18 protein-coding genes and 2 pseudogenes are annotated in these 17043 nt (G+C 70.8%); 12 read left to right on the top strand and 8 right to left on the bottom strand.

Going from position 1 to position 17043, the window contains the following annotated elements; all coding sequences use genetic code 11:
- Nucleotides 1-9 precede the first annotated feature (9 nt).
- From AB0368_RS16400 to AB0368_RS16380, 5 genes are all read left to right on the top strand, one after another.
- Nucleotides 10-771, top strand: a complete 762-nt coding sequence (locus AB0368_RS16400; RefSeq protein WP_366154702.1) for a 5-oxoprolinase subunit PxpA — start codon at nt 10-12, stop codon at nt 769-771.
- Nucleotides 768-1388, top strand: coding sequence for an allophanate hydrolase subunit 1 (locus tag AB0368_RS16395; RefSeq protein ID WP_366154701.1), 621 nt, complete (start codon nt 768-770; stop codon nt 1386-1388). The genes AB0368_RS16400 and AB0368_RS16395 overlap by 4 nt, the downstream gene beginning before the upstream one ends.
- Nucleotides 1385-2236 (top strand): biotin-dependent carboxyltransferase family protein, encoded by an 852-nt coding sequence (locus tag AB0368_RS16390; RefSeq protein ID WP_366154700.1) that lies wholly within the window; start codon nt 1385-1387, stop codon nt 2234-2236. The genes AB0368_RS16395 and AB0368_RS16390 overlap by 4 nt, the downstream gene beginning before the upstream one ends.
- 42 nt (nt 2237-2278) lie before the next feature.
- Nucleotides 2279-2911, top strand: coding sequence for a GntR family transcriptional regulator (locus tag AB0368_RS16385; RefSeq protein WP_366154913.1), 633 nt, complete (start codon nt 2279-2281; stop codon nt 2909-2911).
- A gap of 182 nt (nt 2912-3093) precedes the next feature.
- A complete protein-coding gene (locus AB0368_RS16380) occupies nt 3094-4404 on the top strand; it encodes a vWA domain-containing protein (RefSeq protein ID WP_366154699.1) in 1311 nt (436 codons plus the stop codon).
- A gap of 116 nt (nt 4405-4520) precedes the next feature.
- Here the strand turns inward: AB0368_RS16380 and AB0368_RS16375 are convergent, their stop codons facing one another.
- From AB0368_RS16375 to AB0368_RS16365, 3 genes and pseudogenes are all read right to left on the bottom strand, one after another.
- The gene (locus AB0368_RS16375) at nt 4521-4994 is read right to left on the bottom strand and encodes an NUDIX hydrolase (protein ID WP_366154698.1); all 474 of its coding nucleotides are present in this window, start codon (nt 4992-4994) and stop codon (nt 4521-4523) included.
- Nucleotides 4995-5018: 24 nt separating this feature from the next.
- The gene (locus AB0368_RS16370) at nt 5019-5387 is read right to left on the bottom strand and encodes a hypothetical protein (RefSeq protein WP_366154927.1); all 369 of its coding nucleotides are present in this window, start codon (nt 5385-5387) and stop codon (nt 5019-5021) included.
- A gap of 721 nt (nt 5388-6108) precedes the next feature.
- Nucleotides 6109-6177 (bottom strand): annotated as a pseudogene (locus AB0368_RS16365) (hypothetical protein); the annotation flags it as partial.
- 256 nt (nt 6178-6433) lie between these two features.
- Here AB0368_RS16365 and AB0368_RS16360 point away from each other — a divergent pair.
- Nucleotides 6434-6666, top strand: a pseudogene (locus tag AB0368_RS16360) (hypothetical protein).
- A gap of 192 nt (nt 6667-6858) precedes the next feature.
- Here AB0368_RS16360 and AB0368_RS16355 read toward each other — a convergent pair.
- The gene (locus tag AB0368_RS16355) at nt 6859-7131 is read right to left on the bottom strand and encodes a hypothetical protein (protein WP_366154697.1); all 273 of its coding nucleotides are present in this window, start codon (nt 7129-7131) and stop codon (nt 6859-6861) included.
- 14 nt (nt 7132-7145) lie between these two features.
- On the opposite strand from AB0368_RS16355, the gene AB0368_RS16350 reads away from it, so the two are divergent.
- Entirely contained in the window at nt 7146-7610 is a 465-nt protein-coding gene (locus AB0368_RS16350; RefSeq protein WP_366154696.1) for an SRPBCC family protein, read from the top strand.
- A gap of 42 nt (nt 7611-7652) precedes the next feature.
- Entirely contained in the window at nt 7653-8081 is a 429-nt protein-coding gene (locus AB0368_RS16345; protein ID WP_366154695.1) for a DUF6174 domain-containing protein, read from the top strand.
- Here the strand turns inward: AB0368_RS16345 and AB0368_RS16340 are convergent.
- Complete coding sequence (locus AB0368_RS16340) at nt 8078-9157, bottom strand: NAD-dependent epimerase/dehydratase family protein (protein ID WP_366154694.1); 1080 nt, start codon at nt 9155-9157, stop codon at nt 8078-8080. The two genes, AB0368_RS16345 and AB0368_RS16340, sit on opposite strands and share 4 nt — an antisense overlap.
- Nucleotides 9158-9218: 61 nt before the next feature.
- Between AB0368_RS16340 and AB0368_RS16335 the strand changes: the two genes are divergently transcribed.
- From AB0368_RS16335 to AB0368_RS16325, 3 genes are read left to right on the top strand one after another with little or no spacing between them, the layout of a single operon-like run.
- The gene (locus AB0368_RS16335) at nt 9219-9707 is read left to right on the top strand and encodes a 2Fe-2S iron-sulfur cluster-binding protein (RefSeq protein ID WP_366154693.1); all 489 of its coding nucleotides are present in this window, start codon (nt 9219-9221) and stop codon (nt 9705-9707) included.
- Nucleotides 9704-10687 (top strand): xanthine dehydrogenase family protein subunit M, encoded by a 984-nt coding sequence (locus tag AB0368_RS16330; RefSeq protein ID WP_366154692.1) that lies wholly within the window; start codon nt 9704-9706, stop codon nt 10685-10687. Before AB0368_RS16335 ends, AB0368_RS16330 begins: the two co-directional genes overlap by 4 nt.
- Nucleotides 10684-12750 carry a xanthine dehydrogenase family protein molybdopterin-binding subunit gene (locus AB0368_RS16325; protein ID WP_366154691.1) on the top strand — a complete coding sequence of 689 codons (2067 nt, stop codon included), beginning with the start codon at nt 10684-10686 and terminating at the stop codon, nt 12748-12750. Before AB0368_RS16330 ends, AB0368_RS16325 begins: the two co-directional genes overlap by 4 nt.
- Here the strand turns inward: AB0368_RS16325 and AB0368_RS16320 are convergent.
- Together AB0368_RS16320 and AB0368_RS16315 are read right to left on the bottom strand one after the other, a co-directional pair.
- Nucleotides 12745-13476: an SDR family NAD(P)-dependent oxidoreductase gene (locus AB0368_RS16320; protein WP_366154690.1), complete on the bottom strand. Its 732-nt coding sequence runs from the start codon at nt 13474-13476 to the stop codon at nt 12745-12747. The genes AB0368_RS16325 and AB0368_RS16320 overlap by 6 nt on opposite strands.
- Before the next feature lie 68 nt (nt 13477-13544).
- Nucleotides 13545-13895 (bottom strand): Lsr2 family protein, encoded by a 351-nt coding sequence (locus tag AB0368_RS16315; protein ID WP_366154689.1) that lies wholly within the window; start codon nt 13893-13895, stop codon nt 13545-13547.
- Nucleotides 13896-14203: 308 nt separating this feature from the next.
- On the opposite strand from AB0368_RS16315, the gene AB0368_RS16310 reads away from it, so the two are divergent.
- Complete coding sequence (locus tag AB0368_RS16310) at nt 14204-15328, top strand: cellulose binding domain-containing protein (RefSeq protein ID WP_366154688.1); 1125 nt, start codon at nt 14204-14206, stop codon at nt 15326-15328.
- Nucleotides 15329-15372: 44 nt separating this feature from the next.
- On the opposite strand, the gene AB0368_RS16305 is transcribed toward AB0368_RS16310, so the two are convergent.
- Nucleotides 15373-17037: a GMC family oxidoreductase gene (locus tag AB0368_RS16305; RefSeq protein ID WP_366154687.1), complete on the bottom strand. Its 1665-nt coding sequence runs from the start codon at nt 17035-17037 to the stop codon at nt 15373-15375.
- Nucleotides 17038-17043: the final 6 nt, after the last annotated feature.

The following is a 17043-nucleotide window of genomic DNA, read 5'->3' as shown; positions in this document are numbered from 1 at the left end:
GGGAACGTCATGGACCTCAACAGTGACCTCGGCGAGAGCTTCGGCACCTGGCGCCTCGGCGACGACCCGGCGATGCTCGAGATCGTCAGCAGCGCGAACGTGGCCTGCGGGTTCCACGCCGGCGATCCGCGTACGCTGCTGGCCACCTGCGAACGGGCGGTGGCCCGGGGCGTGGTCATCGGCGCCCAGGTGAGCTACCGCGACCTGGCCGGCTTCGGCCGCCGGTTCATCGACTACGAGACCGGGGAACTGGTCGCGGACCTGATCTACCAGATCGGCGCGCTGGACGGGCTCGCCCGCGCCGCCGGTGACCGGGTCCTCTACGTCAAGCCGCACGGCGCGCTCTACAACGCCGTCGTGCACCACGAGCAGCAGGCCGCCGCCGTGGTGGACGCGGTCCGCCGGTACGACCCCGACCTGCCGGTGCTGGGCCTGCCCGGCTCCGCCTTCCTGCGGCTGGCCGAGGACGCCGGGCTCCGGACCGTACGCGAAGCCTTCGCCGACCGTGGGTACAACGCGGACGGCACCCTGGTCTCCCGCCGCGAGCCCGGCGCCCTGCTGGACGACCCGGCCGAGGTGGCGCGGCGGATGGTCCGGCTGGCCACCGACCGCACCCTGGTCGCCGTCGACGGCTCCGTGATCAAGATCGAGGCCGACTCCATCTGCGTGCACGGCGACTCACCGGGCGCCGTCGGGATGGCCCGGGCGGTGCACGACGAGCTCACGGCGGCCGGCGTACGGATCACCGCCTTCGCCGGAGCCGGGCATTGAACCTCCGGTTTCTGCGCTGCGGACGGGAGGCCGTGCTCGCCGAGGTGGACGACCTCGACGCGGCCCTCGCCCTGTACACCGCTCTGCGCGACGCCGGGCTGCCCGGCATCGTCGACCTGGTCCCGGCGGCCCGCACCGTGCTGATCCGGCTGGACCCGGCGGTGACCTCCCCGGCCGCCGTCCGCGAGGCCACGGCCGCGCTGGAGCCCGGTGGCCCGGGGCGCGCCGGCGCCGGCACGGTCGAGATACCCGTGGTCTACGACGGCCCCGACCTCGCCGAGGTGGCCGGGCGCCTCGGCATCACCGAGGACGAGGTGGTGTCCCGGCACACGGGAGCCCGGTGGACCGTCGCGTTCGCCGGGTTCGCCCCCGGGTTCGGCTACCTGACCGGCGATGATTCGACGCTGGACGTACCCCGACGCAGCACGCCGCGGACGCGGATACCGGCGGGCTCGGTGGGGCTCGCGGGCCGCTTCTCGGGCGTGTACCCGGCCGACAGCCCCGGTGGCTGGCAGCTGATCGGCAGCACCACGGAACGCATGTGGGACCTGTCGCGGCCGGAGCCGGCCCTGCTCGTCCCCGGCGTACGGGTCGTGTTCAAGGCGGTGCGGGGATGAGGATGACGGTGCTGCGTACCGGGCCGTTGACGGTGCTCAAGGATGCGGGGCGCCCCGGCCATGCGCACCAGGGGGTCGCGCCGTCCGGTGCGGTGGACCGGGGCGCGTACGGGAGAGCCAACGCCCTCGTCGGCAACCCGCCCGGCACCGCGGTCCTGGAATGCACGCTCGGTGGGCTACGAGTGTCCTTCGACGAACCGGCCGTGCTCGCGCTGACCGGCACGGACGCGGTGCTCACTGTGGACGGCGTCGCGGCGGGCGTCGAGGAGGTGGTGCACGTGCCGGCGGAAGGCACCGTCGCGGTCACCATGCCCAAGCGGGGTCTGCGCAGCTACCTCGCTGTGGGCGGTGGGATCGACGTCCCGCCGGTGCTGGGCTCGCGCTCCACCGACCAGCTCGCCGGGGTTGGCCCGCCCCGGCCCGTGCCCGGCGACGTCCTGCCGATCGGTGGCCTGCCCGTCTCCTCCGTCTCCTCTGTCTCCCCAAGCACGCCCGACCCTCAGGAATCATTCGAGGTGGACCTCGGTCCGCGCGACGACTGGTTCACCGCCTCGGCGATCGAGACCTTCCTCAGTGCCGAGTACACCGTCTCGCCGGCGAGCAACTCGGTCGGGCTGCGCCTGGACGGCCCGGCCCTGACCCGCTCCCGCCCCGAGGAACTCCCCAGCGAGGGCGTGGTCCGCGGCGCGGTGCAGGTGCCGCCGGACGGCCGGCCGATCGTCTTCCAGGCCGACCACCCGGTGACCGGCGGCTACCCGGTGATCGCGGTCCTCACCCCGCAGGCGGCGGACCGCGCGGCCCAGCTCCGACCGGGCGCCCGGATCCGCTTCACGCGCGCGCCCGGCTGACCGGCACGCGGACCTGGCTGGTTGACTGAGGCCGTGACGACCATGGAGAAGCCGGGCTCCGCCGCACGCGCGGTGGAGCAGCTGCGCAACTCGATGATCAACGGCGAGCTGGCGCCGGGGACCCGCCTCGCCGAGGCGTCGCTGACCGGCCCCCTCGGCGTCTCCCGCAACACCCTCCGCGAGGCGTTCTCCACGTTGATCGAGGAGGGCCTGCTGGTGCGCCGTCCGCACCGCGGCGTTTTCGTGGCGACGCTCAGCCCGGCGCAGATCGCCGACATCTACCGCGTACGCGCGCTGCTCGAATGCTCGGCGCTCGCCCAGGCGCCGGTCGATCCGCCGCGCGCCCGGGGCATGCGGGCCGCGGTCACCGATGCGCGGCGTGCCGCTGAAGCCGCCGACTGGCGAGGCGTGGGAACGGCGAACATGCATTTCCATGAGCAGATCGTGGCGCTCGCTGGCAGTCCGCGGTTGGACGGCTGGATGCGGCAGCTCACCGCGGAGCTGCGGCTGGCCTTCGTCGCGGCGCCGGATCCCGAGGCCCTGCACCGCCCGTTCGTGGCGATGAACGAGGACATCACGGCGATGTACGAGGCGGGGGAGGCGGCGCGGGCATCGGAGCTGCTGCGCGAGTATTTGCTGACCTCCGAACGCGTGGTCCTGGGCAATCTGCCCTGACGCCGCCGAGCCGGCCCCGAGGGCGCCGAACGGCGCGGTACGACGGCCGAACGGCTTCCCCTCGCCGGGGTCGGCTGTTCGGATGGTTCGGCGCCTCGCGCCCTGTTCGTCCATTTTGAAGCTTTTTCCCCCCCTACGATGACGCCGTCGCGATCGCGATATCGTCCATGTAGGAGCAAATCTTGAACATTGTCGCCCGTCGAAGCGCGCTAGCGCTCGGCGCCGCCGTCGCCCTGGTGACAGCGCTCGCCGCACCGGCTGCCGCAGCCGATCCCGGAGTCGAGCCGGCCGTCGTCACCCAGGCCATGAACGCGGGCACCGCGCTCGTGCTCAACAAAACGGTGCACACGCCGGCCATCCCCCCGAAGCCGGACGTCGTCCTCCTCGTGGACACCACCGGCTCCATGGGCGGGGCGATCGCGAACGTACGGGACAACCTGCACGCGGTCATCACCAACGTACGGGCCAGCCAGCCGTCGGCCGAGTTCGCCGTGGCGTCGTACCGCGACGAAACCGACGGCGCCGAACTGTTCCAGGTGCGGCAGAACATGACCGCCAGCGAGGCCGACGTGCAGGCCGGGGTCGACTCCCTCGTCGCCGGCGGCGGCGGCGACCTCCCCGAGGCCTGGCTGAACGGCCTCGTCCAGGTCAGCACGGGAGCGATCGACTACCGCACCGGCAGCAGCCGGATCGTGGTCGTGGTCGGCGACGCGCCCAGCCACGACCCGAGCGCCGGGCACACTCTCACCGAAGCCATCGCCGACCTGACCGCCGACAACGCGCGCGTGGTTGCGGTGAACGTCGGCGCGCTCGACGCGGACGGGCAGGCCACCGCGGTGGTGAACGCGACCGGCGGTTCCCTGGTGCCGGTCAGCTCCGACGGCGTGAGCGCGGCCATTCTCGCCGGCCTGCACGACCTGGACGTCACGGTCACCCACCAGGCCGTGTGCGACGGCGGCCTGACGGCGACGTTCGACAAGGCGGAGATCACCCTGCCCAGCGGCACCGACGCCACCTTCGCCGAGACCCTGACGGTGTCCGCCGGAGCCACCCAGGGCGCCACCCTGCACTGCACGGTGACCTTCCTGCTCAACGGTGCCCCGGCCGGAGACGCCTTCGTCCAGCACGTCTCGATCAAGGTGAACGACACCACCCCGCCGGTCGCCGGCTGCGTCCCGGGCACCAACCCGGCCGGCAACACGCCCGCCTCCAGCAACCCGGACGGCTTCTACACGATCGGCGCGACCGACCTGATCGACACCGCCGTGGACGTGTTCATCCGGGACACCGCCAGCTCGGCCGTGTTCGGCCCGTACCCGAGCGGTACGCGGATCAAGCTGGTCCAGGCACCCGGCGCCACCCCGAACGTCAAGCCGGGCAGCGGAACGGTGGACTACAAGGTCACGCTGAAGGGTGACGCCAGCATCGTCGGCGTCGACGACGCGCACAACACCTCGGCCGCAGTGCTCTGTACGGTCCCGCCGAAGAAGTAACAACGCTGTAGGACCAGGCAGGGGTGGCTCCGACCGGGGCCACCCCTGTGTCGCCACCTCTTCGCTTCGCAAGCCTCGTCGGCTGGAGCGCAGATCGGCTGCGCACAACCAACGCGTCAGGGCCGAAAGTGCGGCTCGACGCCGTGTTCCGCGTAGGCCGCTGTTCCGCGGTTCTTGGCTTCGATGGCGGTACGGATTCGGCGGACCAGCCGTGCAGGCATGAGCCTGTCGAGGTCGTCGGCATGGGCGAATCGCCACTCGGTCAGCTCGCCATCCGAAAATATGATGGCAGCGAGGTCTTGGTCGCTGAGCATTCCTCCATCGAAGAGGAAGAGGATCTTGTCACCTTCCGCGTCGATCGGCGCCCAGTCAACGACCAGGTGGACACCCACGGATGCGGGGATTCCGAGCTCTTCCGCAATCTCGCGGTGGCAGGCTGCTCGCGGTGACTCACCAGGCTCGACGTATCCGCCCGGGATCTCCCAGCCGTCTTTGTAACCGGGCTTGACGAGCAGGATGCGGCCCTCTTCGTCGAAGAAGAGGGCGCCGGCGGCGACGCGGGGAGTGGCCATGGGGGTCTCGGGTGTCACATCGGGCAGCCTAGAGCGAGCGGATCAGTCGAGCACTTGAAGGCGACGTGCAAGACCGACAAGCGCGACGGATGGCTCGGTGCGCTGCTGGCGGATCCATATGAGCACGAGCTGGCGTCCGAGGTAGTGGTGGCGAACCTGCTCCGGCGCCATCTGTTCGGCGTGCAGGAGGGTGGACAGCGCTTCCTCCTGCCGGTTCCATGCGCTGTACGCCCGCGACACCTCCAGCGCATGCCGGACTCGCCGCTCCATCGGCATCGCGGCCGTGTCGACGCGCGGGCCGAGGTCGATGGCGACCTGGATGTCGCCGAGCTCGCCGGCCGCTGCGACCCGGTGAATGGCGACGTTGGTCGGACCGAACGCAGTCCACAGATGATTGGCATCGCGACCCAACTTGAGTGCCGCGTCCTCGGCGGCAGCGAGGAACGTGCGAGTTGTTTCGGCATCGCCCGCGAGCGGCGGCGACCGACCCAGCGAGTAGAAGCGTCCCGTATACCGATAACAGCTCTGGTGTCGCGTCGCTCATGTAGTGGTCGAGGTAGCCGGCCGCGTCGTTGGTGAGCCGCACTGCGTCCGCGTAGCGGCCGGTGGAGTTCAGGGCGTGGCTGACCGACCGGAAGAGGGACCCGGCGATCACCGGATCTCCGGTTGGCCGGACGGCGGATAGTCCTCGTTCAGCGGCGACCCACGCCAAATCGGTCTCGCCGAGCTTGGTGAGCTGAGTCGCGGCAAGCTGGTACGTCAGGCCGAGCAGATGTCGAGCTTCGTCCCGATCCTTGCCTTCACACTCGAATACGGCGGCTTGGGCGTGCTTCAGAAGGGCGGGAAGCCGATGGGTCACCAGCCCGAAACGCGATCCCTGGTACGCCTCCCACAGTCCGCTGGTTTCACTGCGCAGCTCGGACAGGTTGGGCGGCTCCACATCCATGTCGCCACCGCCGAGCGCAGTGATGCCGCGGTAGTCCATGAGCGCTGCCCGCAACGCCGGGACGGTCTCCAAGCCGGTTTCGCTGGTCCAGTCCAGCAGCGATGGCTCGGCCAGCAGATCGCTGAGCGCAACGTCCAGAACATCGGCCAGAGACTTGATGACGGAGAGCCGGTCCAACTCGATCCGGTTGTTCTCGATCTTGCCCAGCCAGTCAGGCGTCCGGCCGACAAGTCCTGCGAGGACTTCCTGAGACATGCCGCGCCGCCGGCGGTACCAGGCGACCCGCTCGCCGATGGTCAGCTTCGTCATCATTCCGCGCATGCGCTGAGCATCCCCCGATCGAGATAGTCGACCTCGGAATGATTTTCCGGGTTCCAGGCCGGATCTGACTACAACCTGAATCGCATGCCCGAGGCCAAATGCGGGGACGGGCTCCTGAGACGGCGCCGGGGCGGGTGCTGGTGATCCCTATGCCCGCCCGTTCCGGTGCCCTTCCATTCGGGGAGGACGCATGGTCCCACAGCCCGGTGACGTCCTGGTCGTGGACAATGCGGCGTCTGTGCAGTTCGCCGGCCAGTCCCGCCTGGTCTTCTGCGTGTTTCGACGAGCCGGCGGCCGACCTACGACGGCTGGGGCTGGCTGGCGGGTTACTCGCTGAGCCGATCCGGCGCGGCGAAGGAACGCCGCGAGATCTTCGTACGCCTAGCCGGCCTGCGCCCCTACAAGCCGAGCAGCGAGGAATGAGATCACTGTCTTCTTCTCGTCGTCCATCCGCGAACGACAATCGGCCGTGGGCGGCCAGCAGCCGGTCGATGTGGATGTCGATGCGGTGCTCCTCCCCGGGCGGCATCAGATCACCTCGTCCAGCTCGGCGCGCAGTGCGCAGTCCTGCCGGACCGCCGCGGCGAATGCCAGCACGGCGAAGCCCAACGGCAGCTACCAGAAACTGAACGTCTCTTGGATGAGTCCGATGTAGGTGGAGGAGGGGAACACGGAGTGGAACAGCGCGTACGCCGCGCCTATCCGGATGAGTTCGGTCAGGCCCCCGCCGACGAGGATGACGATGCTCAGCCGGCGGTTCCGGTCGGACGTGGCGACGGTGAACGGATTCCCGTGGAGGGCCGAGGTGACGATCCGGCGGGCCAGGACGGCTATCACGAGCCAGACGACCGCGTCGAGATATCGACTATCGATAAGAGATCGCCGCATGTCAACATGTACCGATGACCAGTAGCACTGACTCCGACCGGGTCGTCGTCGCCGGCCGCGACATCGCGGCCGCGGCGGACCGGATCTTCGAGCTCATCGCCGACCCGTCGTTGCAGCCCAGCTGGGACGGCAACGACAACCTGTCCGAGGCGCCCGTGAACCAGCGGGTCCACGCCGTCGGGGATGTCTTCCTCATGACGACCACGAAGGGCAATGTCCGGGAGAACCATGTGGTCGAGTTCGTCGAGGGCCGGTGCATAGCGTGGAAACCCGCCGAGCCGGGCCAGGATGCTCCCGGCCACCTGTGGCGATGGGACCTTGAGCCGATCGATTCGGCGCAGACGCGTGTCACGCACACCTATGACTGGACGCGGCTGACCGATGAGCGCCGATTCCCGCGTGCGCGGGCGACGACGACGGAGAGCTTGCGGGCTTCCCTCGATCGGCTCGCCGCCCTGGCCGAACGTTCTGCCACCTGACCGGCCGGGAACGGCGGCGGCGGACCGGGCGTCGGATCCGGCGTGACGAAGAGGATCGTGATTGCGACCGGGGCAGTCATGCTTGCGGCGGTGTTCTGGGGCATCGCCGCCAGCAAGCCCCCCACGTGGGTCGAGCCGCCGGCCTACGAATACTCGGTGCGGTTTCGCTGCGGCATGGAGTTTCCGCCGGGGCAGTACACGCTGACGGTGGCCGACGGCAAGGTCGCCAAGGTCGTGGCCGACAATGCTTTCAGCCAGGAGGTCATGCGGGTCAGGAAGCTGAAGCCCGAGTATCTCCCGACCCTCGGCGACCTCTACGAGCAGTACCAGAAGGCCAGGGACAAGGGTGCGGACGTGGCGGACATCAGCTTCGATGACGCCGACGGCCATCCGACCAGGATCCGGCTGGACTACCGGAAGGAGTGGATCGATGACGAATCCTGTTTTGACATCGTCCGGTTCACCGCCTAGTAGGGGTTTCCCGAGCCGGGCAGGCGGCCGCGCAGGACACCGCCCAGGCGGCCCGGGAGGTCCGCTCGCCCGGAGAGCGGCGGGCTGTCCGTATGTGCCCGCTCGGCCATTCCCGTGACCAGCTCCTTCAGGGCATGGACGGCGCCGGTGAGCGGGCGCCAGCCGAGCTCCGCCGCGATCCGGTCGCAGGACATCAGCGGTGCCTTGAGGCCGAGTCTCACCCAGCCCACGTCGACCGGCTGCAGGTGCAGGCGCCAGCTCAGGTCCGCGGCCCCGCGCAGCAGGAACCCCGGTACGGGAACCTCCCGGCCGTGGAAGGTCTGCGCGGCTACCGACGGGTCGAGTACCGGGCCGGCGGCCACGTTGAACGCGCCGCGTACGTCGGCTCGCAGGGCCCGGGCGTACGCGTCGGCCACGTCGTCGGCGTGCACCGCCTGGACCCGCAGGCCCGAGTGGGACGGGATGAGCGGGATGCGGCCGTACCGCAGGAGGCGGGCCGGGAGCAGGGGGCCGGCGAAGTAGCGGCCGATCTCGGTGCCGACGTCGCGCTGGAAGATCAGGCCCGGGCGCAGGCGGACGATGCGCAGGGTCGGGTGGTCGGACTCGACCCGGTCCAGCATTGCCTCGACCAGCGCCTTGTGCCGGCTGTAGGAGGAGCCCCGCACTCCGGTCTTCGGGTACGCCTCGGTCACGTACGCGTTCTTGGGGCCGGGCGCGTAGACGCCCACCGAGGACGCGTACACCAGCGCCGGTACGCCCGCCCGCAGCACGCCCTCGGCGACGGCCCGGCTGCCGAGCACGTTCGTACGGTGGAGCAGGCGCTGGTCGTGGCTCGGCTGGATCTGCCACGCCAGGTGCACGACGGCGTCGGCGCCGCGGAACACCTCGGTCAGGTCCCGGGCGGCGTCCGGTGCGCCGATGTCGCAGGAATGCCACTCGACCGCGTCGTAGGGCGCGGCGTCCGTGCCGGGCAGCCGCCGTACGACCCCGGCGAGGTCCATGTCCGGTTCGTTGCGCAGTCGGCGCAGCAGGGCCGTGCCGGCGTTACCGGTCGCTCCGACGATCACCACTCGCATGCTTCAGGCGTACCCGAAGGACCCGAGGTTGAACCTGAGAGCTGGGGGTAGCAAAACGGTCATGGATCTCGTCGTCAACGGTGTGGGGCACGCCCTGGACATCGACCCGCGGACCACGCTGCTGGACGCCTTGCGCGAGCATCTGGGGCTCACCGGCGCCAAGAAGGGCTGTGACCACGGGCAATGCGGGACCTGCACGGTACTGCTCGACGGGCGCCGGGTGAACAGTTGCCTGGTGCTCGCCATCAGTCAGCAGGACGCGCAGGTCACCACGATCGAAGGGCTCGGGACCGAGGCGGAGCCGCACCCGTTGCAGCAGGCCTTCGTCGATCACGACGGCCTCCAGTGCGGGTACTGCACGCCCGGGCAGATCTGCTCCGCGGCCGGGATGCTGGACGAGGTGGCGCGCGGCTGGCCGAGCGCCGTCACGGGCGACGGCGAGGTGGTGCTCGACGACGCGGAGATCCGCGAGCGGATGAGCGGGAACCTGTGCCGGTGCGGGGCGTACGCGAACATCGTCCCGGCGATCGCCGAGGCGGCCGGCCGGTGAAGACGTTCACGTACACCGCCGCGACGGATGTCGCTGCCGCGGTGGCCGCCTCCGCCCTGGGCGCCACGGTCCTGGCGGGCGGCACGAACCTCGTCGACCTCATGAAGCTCGGCGTCGCCACCCCCGGCGAGCTCGTCGACATCAACCGGCTTCCGCTGCACGACGTCACCGAGCTGCCGGGCGGCGGGTTGCGGATCGGCGCCGGCGTCCGCAACAGCGATCTGGCCGCCCATCCGACAGTGCGGCGCGAGTATCCGGTCCTGAGCCAGGCGCTGCTGGCGGGGGCGTCGGGGCAGCTGCGCAACATGGCAACCACCGGCGGCAATCTGCTGCAGCGCACCCGGTGCCGATACTTCATGGACATGAGCAAGCCGTGCAACAAGCACGCGCCGGGCAGCGGCTGCCCGGCCCGCGACGGCGACCACCGCAATCTGGCCGTGCTCGGTGCCTCGGAGCACTGCATCGCCACGCATCCCTCCGACATGGCGGTCGCGCTGGCCGCGCTCGACGCCACCGTCCGGGTGAGTGGGCCGGACGGGGAACGGGAAGTGCCGGTGACCGAGCTGCACCGGCTGCCCGGCGACACCCCGGAGGTGGACACGGTGCTGCGTCCCGGTGAGCTCATCGTCGCCGTGGATCTGCCGGCGCTGGGGTTCGCGCGCGTGTCGGCGTACCGGAAAGCGCGGGACCGGGCTTCTTATGCCTTCGCCGTGGGTTCGGTCGCGGCGGCGGTGCACGCCGAGGGCGGTGTCGTGCGGGACGTCCGGCTGGCGTTCGGGGCAGTCGCCCACAAGCCGTGGCGGGCGTACGCGGCGGAGCAGGCACTTCGCGGACAGCCGGCCACCCGCGACTCCTTCCTCGCGGCCGCCGACGTGGAGCTCGCCGCCGCGGTGCCGTTGCGGGACAACGCGTACAAGATTCCTTTGATCCGCAATCTGGTCGCGGCCACGCTGGCGCGGCTGACGGGGGAGCCCTCATGACCGAGACGGTGCAGAGCGCGGTGGGGCGGCCGATCGGCCGGATCGAGGGACTCGCCAAGGTCACCGGGGCCGCCCGCTACGCCGCCGAATATCCGGTCGAGGACGTCGCGTACGCGTGGGTCGTGCAGTCACCGGTCGCCCGCGGCACGCTGTCCTCGGTGGTCGTCGACCCCATGGCCGAGGCGGACGACATGCTCGCCGTCCTCTGGCCCGGCAACGCCCCGCGCCTGGCCGAGCCGGAGGACCCCGAGCTGGCCGTCCTGCAGTCCGAGCGAATCAGCTACCGCGGCCAGGCGATCGCGCTCGTGGTGGCCCGCACTCTGGAGGCCGCCCGCCGCGTCGCGCAGGTCGTCCGCCTGGAGATCGCCGAGGAGCCGCACGACGCCCTGCTGCGCGAGGACCATCCGGAGCTCTACACCCCGGAGACGGTCAACCCGGCCTTTCCCGCGGTCACCGATTCGGGCGATGTGGACGCGGCGTTCGCGGCCGCACCGATCACTGTGGACGTCCGTTACTCGACGCCGGCGTTGCACAACAACCCCATGGAGCCGCACGCGACGACCGCGCTCTGGGAGGGCGACGACCTCATCCTGTACGACTCCAACCAGCACCCGGCGGGCGTCGCGGGGGACGTCGGCGCGGTCTTCGGCCTGCCCGCCGAGCGTGTCCACGTCATCACCGAGCACGTCGGTGGCGGCTTCGGGTCGAAGGGCTCCGCCCGGCCCAACGCCGTGCTCGCCGCCATGGCCGCCCGGGTCGTCGGCCGCCCGGTCAAGCTGGCGCTGCCCCGGCAGGCGCTGTTCAGCATGGTCGGCTACCGGACGCCGACGCTGCAGCGCATCCGCCTGGGCGCGGAGCGGGACGGCACGCTCACCGCGATCGACCACCAGGCGGTGGAGCAGACATCGCGGATCTATGAGTACGGGGAGCAGACCACGGTCACGACCCGGCACATGTACGCCGCGGCGAACCGCCGCACCGGCCACCGCCTGGTACGCCTCGATGTGCCGACCCCGCGCTGGATGCGGGCACCCGGCGAGGCACCCGGAATGGCCGCCCTCGAGTGCGCGCTGGACGAGCTCGCCACCGAGCTCGGCTTGGACCCGATCGAGCTGCGGGTCCGCAACGAGCCGCGCGCCGAACCGGAGAGCGGCGTGCCGTTCACCAGCCGCAACTACCTCGCCTGCCTGCGCGAGGGCGCGCGGCGCTTCGGCTGGGCGGATCGCGACCCGCTGCCCCGGCGCCGGCGCGAGGGCTCCTGGTGGATCGGTACGGGCGTCGCCGGCGCCACCTATCCGGCGATGGTCCAGCCGTCCGTGGCACGCGTACGCCTGCAGCCGGACGGGACGGCCGAGGTGGCGATCGCGGCCGCGGACATCGGCACCGGCGCTCGGACCATCCTCACCCAGATCGCGGCCGACGAGCTCGGCCTGCCGGTCGAACGGGTACGCGTGCGCATCGGCGACAGCACGCTCCCGAAGGCCTCGGTGGCGGGCGGCTCGTCGGGCAGCGCCTCGTGGGGCTGGGCGGTCACCGGAGCGTGCCGCGAGCTGCGCGACTCCGGCCGCGACGACGTGACCTTCGACAGCACGGACCTGGTCCAGCGCCAGGAGAAGGAGGGCAAGCACGCGTACGGGGCGCACTTCGCCGAGGTCCGCGTCGACGCCGACACGGGTGAGGTCCGGGTCTCCCGCCTGTTCGGCATGTACGCGGTCGGCCGCGTCCTCAACCCCCGTACTGCCCGCAGCCAGTTCATCGGCGGCATGACGATGGGCATGGGCATGGCGCTGCACGAGGAGGGCGTGCTCGACCCCGCGACGGGCGACTGGGTCAACCACGACCTCGCCGAGTATCACGTGCCGGCGCACGCGGACGTGGAGTGGATCGACGCCGCCTGGCTGGACGAGCGGGACGACGCCATCAACCCCATGGGCAGCAAGGGCATCGGGGAGATCGGCATCGTCGGCTCCCCGGCCGCGATCGTCAACGCGGTCTGGCACGCCACCGGTGTCCGGATCCGCGACTTCCCGGTACGCCTCGACAAGCTCTTGCCGTACCTATAGGGCTGCCTTTCCCGCGTACATCCGGTCGGTGACCCCGGGAAGGGCGGCGGCGGCGAGCATCGAGGCGCGGTAGCGCCCGGGCACGACGATGCGCCGCCGCGGCCGGCGGAGGGCGCGTTCGACGGCGTCCACGACGATCTCCGGCCCGGGCAGGCGGTCGGCGTGCTTGGCGTTCAGCTCGGTGCCGATGCGCCCCGGCTCGATCAGCGATACACCGATCCCGGTGCCGGCCAGCTCGCGCCGGACGGAGTCGGTCATGCCGCGCAGGGCGAACTTGGTCGCCGAGTACGCGCCCCCGATGCCGACCTCGCCGGCGACCGACCCGATGTTGACGATGGCGCCCGCCCCGGCCGCCCGCATCCCCGGCACCACCGCCCGCATGAGGCGGATCGGGGCCAGCAGGTTGACGTCCACCATCGCGGTCAGCGTCGCGTCGTCGATCAGGACCGTGTCCGGACCGCTCAGCCCGGCGTTGTTGATCAGGACGTCGATCGTGCCGGTGACGTCGCGGGCGGCGGCGACCAGCGCCTCGACGGCGGCCGGTTCCCGCAGGTCGGTGGGGACGGCCACGGCGCCCCCGCCGTTCGCCGCGATCTCGGCGGCAACAGCGGTGAGCTCCTCGGCGCGGCGGGCGGCGAGTACGACGGTGGTGCCCGGGCGGCCGAGCCGCAGGGCGGTCGCGCGGCCGATTCCGCTGGATGCTCCGGTCACGATGACGACGCGCAATGGTCCTCCTGCGGATACGACAAACGGCGTCGCCGGCCGGCGACGCCGTTTCGCGGTCGAGGGAGAATCTATCGCCTGCTGTGGTACGCCTCCACGATGGAGCTCGGGATGCGGCCGCGCTCGGACACCTCGTATCCGTTCTTGCCCGCCCACTCGCGAATGGCCTGATTCTGGTCCCGGGTGGCCCGGCCGGTGCTCGCCGGTGCGGTGCCGCGCCGGGCCGGACGGGCCTCGGTGCCGCTGCGCCCGACGCGAGTGGCGACCGAAAGATACGGATCGAGGGCCTTCCGCAGCTTGCCGGCGTTCTTCTCCGACAGGTCGATCGTGTAGTTCACCCCGTCCAGTCCGAATTCGACCGTGCGATCGGCCTCGCCGCCGTCGAGGTCGTCGGTCAGAAGGGTGATTACCTGCTTGGCCATGATGTGGTCGCTCCTACAGCGGTGCCAATGTCTGTCTCAGAATTGCGCCTATTCATTCTGGCGGTCCGCCGGTGCCGAGGCAAATTGTCGCCCGCGCATGTCGCGAACGGATCCGGTGAAATCGCCCGCGCCGGCGCCCGCGGAAGTGTCGGAAAAGCGATGCGGCGCGCGTCCCGGTGCCGCTCGACCAGGACAACTTCTGGAAACTTCGCGGCAACACTTCTCAGATGTGTCGATGTGTTGTACGTTACCTGGGAGCGCTCCCAAAAACCCCGTCCCCCCGGGGCATCCCCCACGAAGGAGCTTTCATGAGACGCGCCATCCGCGCCGTCGCCGCGGCCGTCCTGTTGGCCGCGGGCGGCATGACGACATTCGTCCTGGCCGGTCCCGCACACGCCGACACGCAGATTTGCGAGCAGTACGGATCCACGACGATCGGCGGCCGATACGTGGTGATGAACAACCGCTGGGGCACCGCCGCCGAGCAGTGCATCAATGTCACCGGCACCGGATTCGCCATCACGAGCCAGCAAGGCGTCGGCAGCACGAGTGGGGCGCCGGTGTCGTACCCGGCCGTCTACTACGGGTGCCATTACACGAACTGTTCCCCGGGCACGAATCTGCCTCTGCAACTGAGCGCGATCAGCGGCGTGACCAGCAGCATCACGTATCACTACGTGAGCGGTGCGACGTACGACGCCGCGTACGATATCTGGCTCGACCCGACGCCGAAACGCGACGGGGTCAACGCCATGGAGATCATGATCTGGTTCAACCGGCAGGGCTCGATCCAGCCGATCGGCTCACCGGTGGGCACCACCACCATCGGCGGGCGCAGCTGGGAGGTCTGGCGCGGCAACAACGGCTCGAACAACGTCATCTCGTACGTGGCGCCGTCGCCGGTCCCCAGCTGGAGATTCAGCGCCCTCGACTTCATCAACGACACGAAGAAACGGGGCGCGGTCACGAGCGCGTGGTATCTGACCAGCATCCAGGCCGGCTTCGAACCGTGGATCGGCGGCGCCGGACTGGCGGTCAGCGACTTCTCCGCCGCGGTCAACAGCGGCAGCACCCCGCCACCGTCGGACCCGACCACTCCGCCGCCGTCCGCCTCCTGCCGGGTGGCCTACGCCGCGGACAGCTGGAACAACGGCTTCGTGGCCACCGTGACCGTCACCAACACCGGCAGCGGCAGCGGCCCGATCAACGGATGGGCGCTGGGCTTCACGCTGCCCGCCGGCCAGAGCGTCACCAACTCGTGGAACGCCGGCCTGACCGGTGCGAGCGGCGCGATCACCGCCCGCAACGTGAGTTACAACGGGAGCCTGCCGGCGGGCGGCAGCGCGTCGTTCGGCTTCCAGGGGACGCTCAGTGGCGGCTACTCCGCCCCGTCGGCCTTCACTCTCAACGGATCCGCCTGCGCAAAGGCCTGACCGGCAGGCGCGAACAGCCCCACCAAGCCCCGCCCCGTCGCCGATCAGCCCGGCGGCGGGGCGGCCGGCGTGATCGGAATCAGGCGCAACGCCGCCGGGGCGTTTGCCGGCACCGCCGGCGAGCGCGGGGCGACCCGCTCGACCCGCTCGTACGCCGCCCCGGGCGCCGGCCGCGGATCCGGATCGCCGTTGTTGGGCCAGAACGACATCGCCCGCTCGGCCAGCGCCGTGATGGTCAGCGACGGGTTCACCCCCAGATTGGCCGGGATCACCGACCCGTCCGCGACGTGCAGGCCCGGATAGCCGTAGACCCGCTGGTACGCGTCCACCACCCCGGTCTCCGGCGAGTCGCCGATCGTCACCCCGCCGAGGATGTGCGCGGTCATCGGGATGTCGAACACGTCGCCGATCGGGCCGCCCGGGTGCCCGCCGATGGCCGTCGCGATCCTGCGTACCGCCTCGTGGCCGGCCGGGATCCAGGTCGGATTGCTGGGGCCGTGCCCGGGACCAGTGGTGAGGCGGCCGCGGCGGGTCCGGCGTACCGTCAGCGAATTGTCCAGGGTCTGCATGACCAGCGCGATGATCGTGCGGTCGCTCCACCGGCGGTTGGAGAGCGTGCGCAGCAGCAGGATCGGATGCCGCAGTGCCTGCCCGAGGAATTTCACCGGCCGCGGCACCCGCCCGCCGCCGTCCACCAGCAGGGTGGTGAGCAGGCCCATCGCGTTGCTGCCGGGCCCGTACCGTACCGGTTCGATGTGGGTGTCGGCGTCCGGGTGGAAGGACGAGGTGATCGCGACGCCCCGGGAGAACGGCTCCGCAGGTACGCGGGGAGCCTGCGCGCCCAGCACAGCCTCGGAATTCGTGCGCGTCAACGACCCCAGCCGCGGCGAGAGAGCGGGCAGCACACCGGTGTCCTTCATCGCATGCAGCAGCCGCTGGGTGCCGAGCGCTCCCGCAGAGAGCACCACCTGTTTCGCGGTGAACACGCGCCGGCGGGTCTCCACCCGCCAGCCGCCGTTCACGGGCCGCAGCGCGGTCACCTCGGTGTCCGGGTGCACGGTCGCGCCCAGCTTCTCGGCCAGGTACAGGTAGTTCAGGTCGAGACGGTTCTTGGCGCCCAGCCGGCAGCCGATCATGCAGTCGCCGCACTCGGTGCATCCGGTGCGGTCCGGTCCGGCGCCCCCGAAGTACGGGTCCGGCACCGTCTTGCCCGGCTCGCCGAAGAACACCCCGACCGGCGTACGGCGGAACGTCCCGCCCACGCCCATCTCCTTGGCGACCGACTCGACGACCCGGTCCGACGGCGTCATCGACGGCTGGACGGTCACGCCGAGCATCCGGGACGCCTGGTCGTAGTGCGGCTCCAGCTCCCTCGCCCAGTCGGTGATCCCGGACCAGTGCTCGTCGGCGAAGAAGCGGGCCGGTGGCTGGTAGAGGGTGTTCGCGTACACGAGCGAGCCGCCGCCCACGCCCGCGGCGGAGAGCACCATGATGTCCTTGAGCAGGGTGATCCGCTGAATGCCGCGCAGCCCGAGGGCCGGCGCCCAGAGGAACGCCCGCAGGTCCCACGAAGTCTTCGGCAGCGTCTCGGGGGTGTAGCGCCGGCCCGCCTCGAGCACGCCGACGCGGTAGCCCTTCTCGGCCAGCCGCAGCGCCGTGACGCTGCCCCCGAACCCGCTGCCCACGACGACGATGTCGTAGTCCGTCATGGGTGA

Source organism: Actinoplanes sp. NPDC051475, from assembly GCF_040689425.1.
Taxonomy (GTDB): Bacteria; Actinomycetota; Actinomycetes; order Mycobacteriales; family Micromonosporaceae; genus Actinoplanes.
This window is presented reverse-complemented; position numbering and strand designations above follow the sequence as displayed.

Coding starts and splice junctions, on each gene's coding strand:
- AB0368_RS16310 (WP_366154688.1), top strand. CDS start 14,204: ATGAGACGCGCCATCCGCGCCGTCGCCGCGGCCGTCCTGTTGGCCGCG.
- AB0368_RS16325 (WP_366154691.1), top strand. CDS start 10,684: ATGACCGAGACGGTGCAGAGCGCGGTGGGGCGGCCGATCGGCCGGATC.
- AB0368_RS16355 (WP_366154697.1), bottom strand. CDS start 7,131: ATGCGGCGATCTCTTATCGATAGTCGATATCTCGACGCGGTCGTCTGG.
- AB0368_RS16400 (WP_366154702.1), top strand. CDS start 10: ATGGACCTCAACAGTGACCTCGGCGAGAGCTTCGGCACCTGGCGCCTC.
- AB0368_RS16305 (WP_366154687.1), bottom strand. CDS start 17,037: ATGACGGACTACGACATCGTCGTCGTGGGCAGCGGGTTCGGGGGCAGC.
- AB0368_RS16335 (WP_366154693.1), top strand. CDS start 9,219: ATGGATCTCGTCGTCAACGGTGTGGGGCACGCCCTGGACATCGACCCG.
- AB0368_RS16385 (WP_366154913.1), top strand. CDS start 2,279: ATGGAGAAGCCGGGCTCCGCCGCACGCGCGGTGGAGCAGCTGCGCAAC.
- AB0368_RS16340 (WP_366154694.1), bottom strand. CDS start 9,157: ATGCGAGTGGTGATCGTCGGAGCGACCGGTAACGCCGGCACGGCCCTG.
- AB0368_RS16390 (WP_366154700.1), top strand. CDS start 1,385: ATGAGGATGACGGTGCTGCGTACCGGGCCGTTGACGGTGCTCAAGGAT.
- AB0368_RS16315 (WP_366154689.1), bottom strand. CDS start 13,895: ATGGCCAAGCAGGTAATCACCCTTCTGACCGACGACCTCGACGGCGGC.
- AB0368_RS16350 (WP_366154696.1), top strand. CDS start 7,146: ATGACCAGTAGCACTGACTCCGACCGGGTCGTCGTCGCCGGCCGCGAC.